At 43.2% G+C, this 5,544-nt stretch carries 7 protein-coding genes and 2 pseudogenes; 8 read left to right on the forward strand and 1 reads right to left on the reverse strand.

Annotated features, from left to right (window positions below; translation table 11 throughout):
• Positions 1–135 precede the first annotated feature (135 nt).
• The 8 genes and pseudogenes from ACXAC4_RS27550 (at position 136) to ACXAC4_RS27585 (ending at position 5,020) form a co-directional block, all read left to right on the forward strand.
• Positions 136–387 carry a hypothetical protein gene (locus ACXAC4_RS27550; protein WP_475168421.1) on the forward strand — a complete coding sequence of 84 codons (252 nt, stop codon included), beginning with the start codon at positions 136–138 and terminating at the stop codon, positions 385–387.
• Between the two features lie 346 nt (positions 388–733).
• Entirely contained in the window at positions 734–886 is a 153-nt protein-coding gene (locus ACXAC4_RS27555; RefSeq protein WP_475168423.1) for a hypothetical protein, read from the forward strand.
• 23 nt (positions 887–909) lie between these two features.
• A pseudogene (locus ACXAC4_RS27560) lies at positions 910–1,212 on the forward strand (MFS transporter).
• Between the two features lie 56 nt (positions 1,213–1,268).
• The gene (locus ACXAC4_RS27565; RefSeq protein WP_475168428.1) at positions 1,269–1,595 is read left to right on the forward strand and encodes an MFS transporter; all 327 of its coding nucleotides are present in this window, start codon (positions 1,269–1,271) and stop codon (positions 1,593–1,595) included.
• On the forward strand, positions 1,579–2,139 hold the full coding sequence (locus tag ACXAC4_RS27570; protein ID WP_475168431.1) for an MFS transporter: 561 nt from the start codon (positions 1,579–1,581) through the stop codon (positions 2,137–2,139). Before ACXAC4_RS27565 ends, ACXAC4_RS27570 begins: the two co-directional genes overlap by 17 nt.
• 74 nt (positions 2,140–2,213) lie before the next feature.
• On the forward strand, positions 2,214–3,071 hold the full coding sequence (locus ACXAC4_RS27575; protein WP_474828774.1) for a helix-turn-helix domain-containing protein: 858 nt from the start codon (positions 2,214–2,216) through the stop codon (positions 3,069–3,071).
• A 432-nt stretch (positions 3,072–3,503) separates the two neighbouring features.
• The gene (locus ACXAC4_RS27580) at positions 3,504–3,932 is read left to right on the forward strand and encodes a hypothetical protein (RefSeq protein WP_475168433.1); all 429 of its coding nucleotides are present in this window, start codon (positions 3,504–3,506) and stop codon (positions 3,930–3,932) included.
• Between the two features lie 32 nt (positions 3,933–3,964).
• Positions 3,965–5,020, forward strand: a complete 1,056-nt coding sequence (locus tag ACXAC4_RS27585) for a cytochrome c3 family protein (RefSeq protein ID WP_475168437.1) — start codon at positions 3,965–3,967, stop codon at positions 5,018–5,020.
• 177 nt (positions 5,021–5,197) lie between these two features.
• Here the strand turns inward: ACXAC4_RS27585 and ACXAC4_RS27590 are convergent.
• A pseudogene (locus tag ACXAC4_RS27590) lies at positions 5,198–5,497 on the reverse strand (TonB-dependent receptor); the annotation flags it as partial.
• Between the last annotated feature and the right edge of the window lie 47 nt (positions 5,498–5,544).

Genomic DNA, 5,544 nt, shown 5'->3' on the forward strand with positions numbered 1-5,544 from the left:
CGGCTTTATGATTGGGGAACACGGCCTAATTGATAATGAGAAATGCTTATGAAAGCTCTATAAAGGTACCGCTTGTTATAAGTGCTCGCGCTCTACTTCCTGAAGGAGAGAGCAACCATACATTAGTGCGAAACCTTGATTCAGCCCCAACATTTTACTTTAGACCTTGCTGGTATAGCGGCACCAAGTGACTTCGAAGGGAAAAGCTTCTTACCCGTTGCCACTGGTGCAGTAAAGGAAGAAGAGTGGAATGCCCCAGACTTTGTGTACGAGTATTACTGGGAAATATTCATTTCCTATGACCCCAACCACATTCTCAATACGACGCTAGGCGACCTTAAATACATTCAGTACCACGGCGTTTGGGACATAGATAGAACTGTATGATTTAAGTACTGACCCCGATGAGCGAAAAAAACTTAATTCGCCACCCTGATTACGCAGAAAAGCTGCTTCCTCCTCGCAAGGCGCTCTATCAATCTTTATTTCCAGCAACAGGTGCAGTAGCCTTCGGTTCCTTTCAACGCTCGCCTTTCAGAGGGGTTGAACTTACGCAAAAAAGAGGGTTCAGAAGCTGCTCCCTTTCCCGATTGGTGGAAAGTAGAACCTAATAGATTTGATAAATACAACGGCTTATTCCCTGATACTCCTTTGAAGATAGAAAAGGAAAGAAAAGGTGAGCTTTACTTTCCCTTCATGGAAAGTCTGAATAAAAACAACTAGGAGAAAGTTTGTGCAACAAGCAAACACTAACGAAAACCGATTCACTATTATTCTTGTCAGCTTGGTAGCGACTATTGGCGGTTTTTTATTTGGTTTCGACAGTGGCGTGATTAATGGGACCATCGAAACGGACCGCAATCGGCGTTTAATGCCGATGATGTAGGCACAGGTTTTAACGTTGCATCAATGCTATTAGGTTGTGCCATTGGCGCTTTTTTTGCGGGGAAATTAGCAGATATTTTTGGGTATGGAAGCCTGCTGATTGTCGCAGCAGTTTTTTTTATTATCTCAGCATCAGGCTCTGGGCTCGCTAAGTAGCTCGATTGAATTTGTTATATACCGCGTACTTGGAGGGATAGCTGTAGGGGCAGCTTCGCGTCATGTCACCTGGCTCAGATTGCAGAAATTGCACCAGCTAGATACAGGGGCGCTTTGGCGACTATTCAACAAGTTGCCATTATTACTGGTCTCTTCTCGGGCATTTGTTAGCAACTATGCATTGGCGCTATCGGCAGGCAAATCAACTGGCATCGTGTGGGCAGAATTTGAAGCCTGGCGTTGGATGTTTTGGGGTAGAACTTGCCCCAGCGAATTCGTTTTTTTTCGCACTGTTCTTTATACCAGAAAGCCCAAGATATTTAGTTTTCTCTGGAAAACAAGAAAAAGCCAAAAGCGTGTTAAGTGCGCTTTTTGGAGAACAGCAGGCCAATCTTATATACCACGAAATATCTGACTCGCTGCAAGCTGATCATAAGCCTTCAATGCGAGACATTTTCGACACATCAACGAACAAAGTTAGGCCCGTTGTGTGGGTAGGTATTGGTCTAGCCGTTTTACAACAGCTTGTTGGTATAAATGTGGTGTTTTATTGACGGTGCCGTATTGTGGCAAGCCGTTGGGTTTACAGAGTCAGATGCATTACTAATAAATATACTCAGTGCAGGGCTAAGTATCTTTGCTTGTATTATTACCATTACCTTGATCGATAAATGGGGCCGAAAGCCCATACTCACTGTCGGCTCTGTCGGTATGGCAACAGCACTAGCGTTAATGGTTATCGCATTTCAAAGCGGACAATTTATAGAAGGACAGCTTCAGCTGCCTGGTCATATGGGAACACTCGCTCTAGTGGCGGCTAATGTTTACGTTTTCTTCTTTAACTTATCGTGGGGGCCCGTGATGTGGGTAATGTTAGGTGAAATGTTTCCTAATCAAGTAAGGGGGTCTGGTTTAGCTATAAGTGGCCTTGCACAGTGGAGCGCCAACTTCCTCATTACAATAACCTTCCCAATATTGCTTTTAGCAATTGGTTTGGTTGGTGCTTATAGTCTTTACGCGCTTGCTGCATTTTTATCTATTTTCTTTGTCGTGAAGTTCGTGAAAGAGACGAAAGGCAAATCACTTGAAGCAATGTAACAGCAACACCAAAAGTGACGCTATTGTCATCAACTCTCGTCAAGCAGGGAAATGGTTCACGACGGAGGTCAAAATTGACCGCTAAAAATCTCGAGCTCTATGTAGAGAATAGCTTTGACGAGTTCGAAGCTTTCTTTCATGGCGAAGCACTGACCGTTCGTAGTCAGCTACACGGGTGGAAGGTACTACCTCATCGTCACAAGGCGCTTTGCCAAATTTTTGTTATCACGACCGGCGGTTGCAGAGTTCAACTCGATGACAGAAATACGATAGTGACCGCTCCCTGCGCGCTTTTTATACCTGAAAATGTTGTTCATGGATTTGATTGGGAGGTGGGGTCGAAAGGGCATGTATTATCTGTTGTTTCACCGGTGGTAAAACAAATAGCACAGAATGTAGATTCCTTGGGTTTCATTGACGATGCATTGATAGGGAATTTAGACGGAAAGTACATACATGATATCGTCTATTTGTGCCAAAAGCTGGAAGACGAAGCCCGGAACGTCTTCGCTTGTAGCGGGGCGATGACAATAGCATTACTTCAACAACTTTTAATTATCCTCGGTAGGGTTGAGCCATCAACAAGTCAACCTGTGATTAAGCCGTCTAGATCTGAACACAAAGTCCGCTTTTACGAGATGCTAATTAAGAAGTATGGATGCGAACAACACAAAGTGAAATGGTACGCGAATAAGATAGGAGTAAGTAGCGCTCATCTTAATGTAATTTGCAGGCAGTATTCTCAATCGAGCGCTTCAGAATTGATTTACAGGTACTTATTAGATGAGGCGAAAAGGCTTTTGATTTTTTCGAATATCAACATCTCTGCCATAGCAGAGCGTCTGGGTTTTCAAGACCAAGCTCATTTCACTAAATTTTTTAAGAAAGCGACTCACTATACACCTTCTAGTTTCCGCAAAAACCACAAATAAAATGGCCCGCCCTAGAGGATTCGAACCTCTGACCTCGGCCTCCGGAGGAGGCGACTTTGCGAAATTAAACAGGCCTATTGATTGGTTTTCCCAGTAAGTACTGCCTGATTGAGCAGATTCTAAGTCACACCTGCCAAACATCTAAAACGCCATTTATGATTAGTTAATTGACACTTTTAATTAAGTAGCCATGCTAAAAGGTAACTTTCATAACTACTCTTGAATAAAGTTGAATCTCAAACCAGAAATACCATCTTTATCTGTCGTTAAAAAACATATTAAGTTAAATCGTATTCTCTTTTGTTTTTTAATTTACTTCATTTCGCGCTTTACATACTTAACAAGAAAGTGAAAGTTAATCGAACGTTAGCGACCGTACCTCTACCGTGATATTTTATGATTGTTTTTTGTTACTTTTGGCTTTCTTAATTAATGTTACGACTGTGCTTTTTACTCACTCTTATTGGTATTTCGTTCAACTCTTTTGCGAACGAGGCGCACCAGTGTGGTGCTTGTCATGAGAAGGAGTTAAACGGTTGGCTCGAGTCTGACCACAGTAAAGCAATGGCTATTGCCTCAGAAAGCACGGTTCTAGGCGATTTCAATGACACGACGTTTACACACTTCAATCAAAAAGCCACATTCTTTAAAAAAGAAAACAAGTTCTTTGTAAAGTTTCAAGAAGATAAAACTGAGCCAATAGATTACGAAGTCAGCTATGTGTTCGGTCACTTCCCTCTTCAGGAATATCTCATCAAAACTGGACGGGGAAAATGCAGGTCTTTCCATTTGCATGGGACTCAAGAGATAAGTCGAGTGGCGGTCAAAAGTGGTACCCCATATATCCCGACGAGGAGATAAGCAGGCAGGATAGGCTGCATTGGCTTCAACCTTTGCAAAACTGGAATGGTATGTGTGCGGACTGCCACTCATCAGGATTAAAGAGAAACTATGATGATGAAAAAGACACTTTTAGTACTGTGTGGAATGAAATTAACGTTTCTTGTCAATCATGCCATGGTTACGTTGACGACAATCATTATGCTGGTAACGGCTCTACTCACTCGGTTCTTTCTGAGAGCGAACAGCAAGATATTGGCAACTGGCTGTTAGGCAAAGGCAAAAAGATAGCCACGTGGGAAGGTCCTGAACGCGATAATAGCTTCATGGAGCGCTGTTTTGCATGTCATTCACTTCGCACCCCACTCACCGACGGTATTACGCCATCCGAACCGTTCTTATCGCAATTCAAGCCTGCTTTGTTGACGACGCCTCAATATCATTTAGATGGTCAGATACAGGGTGAAGTCTACGTTTATGGCTCATTTTTACAGAGCAAAATGTTTGAGGCCGGCGTGAACTGTAACGACTGTCATAACCCTCATACTGCGAAAGTGAAAGTCGAAGGAAATGGATTATGTTTACAGTGCCACCAAGCATCAGCATACAATGACATCAAGCATCATAAGCACGAACCCGATAGCCAGGGCTCACAATGTGTAAATTGTCATATGCCTACGAATACTTACATGGGCGTTGATAAACGAAGAGATCATAGTTTCAAGGTCCCAGCACCGCACCTTACTGAAAAATTTGGCACGCCTAACGCCTGTAATAGCTGCCACGAAGACAAAGGCCCGCGATGGGCGCAAGACAAAATCGACGAGTGGCATGGCCCGTCAGCGCCTTCACACCCTGCTGAAATGCAATATATGGTATTGCTAAGTGGCGACACCTTGACACCCAATAGTCACTTTTCCTTAGCAAAAAACAAAGCACTGCCTGATATAAAACGAGCGACTGTCGTTTCACTGCTTCCCGCTTCAGTTCAAAATCTAGCGTATAAGTATGCCAAAATGCTGGCCAATGACGAGAGCCCGCTAGTTCGTCTAGCATTTTCCGATATTTCATTTCTTGTCGATAAACACAGACGCGTCGAAAGCTTCTAAAAGCGCTTTTAGCAGATGAATATAAAGCGATTAGGGTCTCGGCTGCTGAACAGCTCATTGCTTCGGGAAAAGTAGCACTTATTCCCGCAACTGTATTAGACGAGTTATAAGGTGCTGAGTGGAAGTGTTGGGATGCTTGTATTAACCTTAGCAATACGTAACTGAACGAGTAGGGTCATAGTTCATATCTCGCGGGAAGAAGTGGTTACCAACACGGTTGCCATCAGCGTCTAGAGGACGAGGATCGACTACTTTATCTTCATCTAAATTGCTAGGTAAATCGACATTTGCTTGCCAACCTTGAATATTAGCCCCTTGCTGTTGAAAATCACGACGATGATGGTTAAAAGAAATGGCAAAGCCCACTGTATCATCTAGATATGTGTTTGAATAAAGTGCTGAGAACTGAGGGGTGACATCCTCACCCGCTTCATTTGATGAATCATGAATAGCCTTAGCCGAAACCGAAAACTTCTCTGTTGAGGTGCTGTGTAAGAGGTGAATCTAACCGTCGTTAACCTTTT

The organism is Pseudoalteromonas sp. AWM4_233 (assembly GCF_056158285.1).

Bases quoted from the DNA above. Each gene is read 5' to 3' on its own strand.
- ACXAC4_RS27570 (WP_475168431.1), top strand. From the start codon at position 1,579: ATGTGGTGTTTTATTGACGGTGCCGTATTGTGGCAAGCCGTTGGGTTT.
- ACXAC4_RS27580 (WP_475168433.1), top strand. From the start codon at position 3,504: ATGTTACGACTGTGCTTTTTACTCACTCTTATTGGTATTTCGTTCAAC.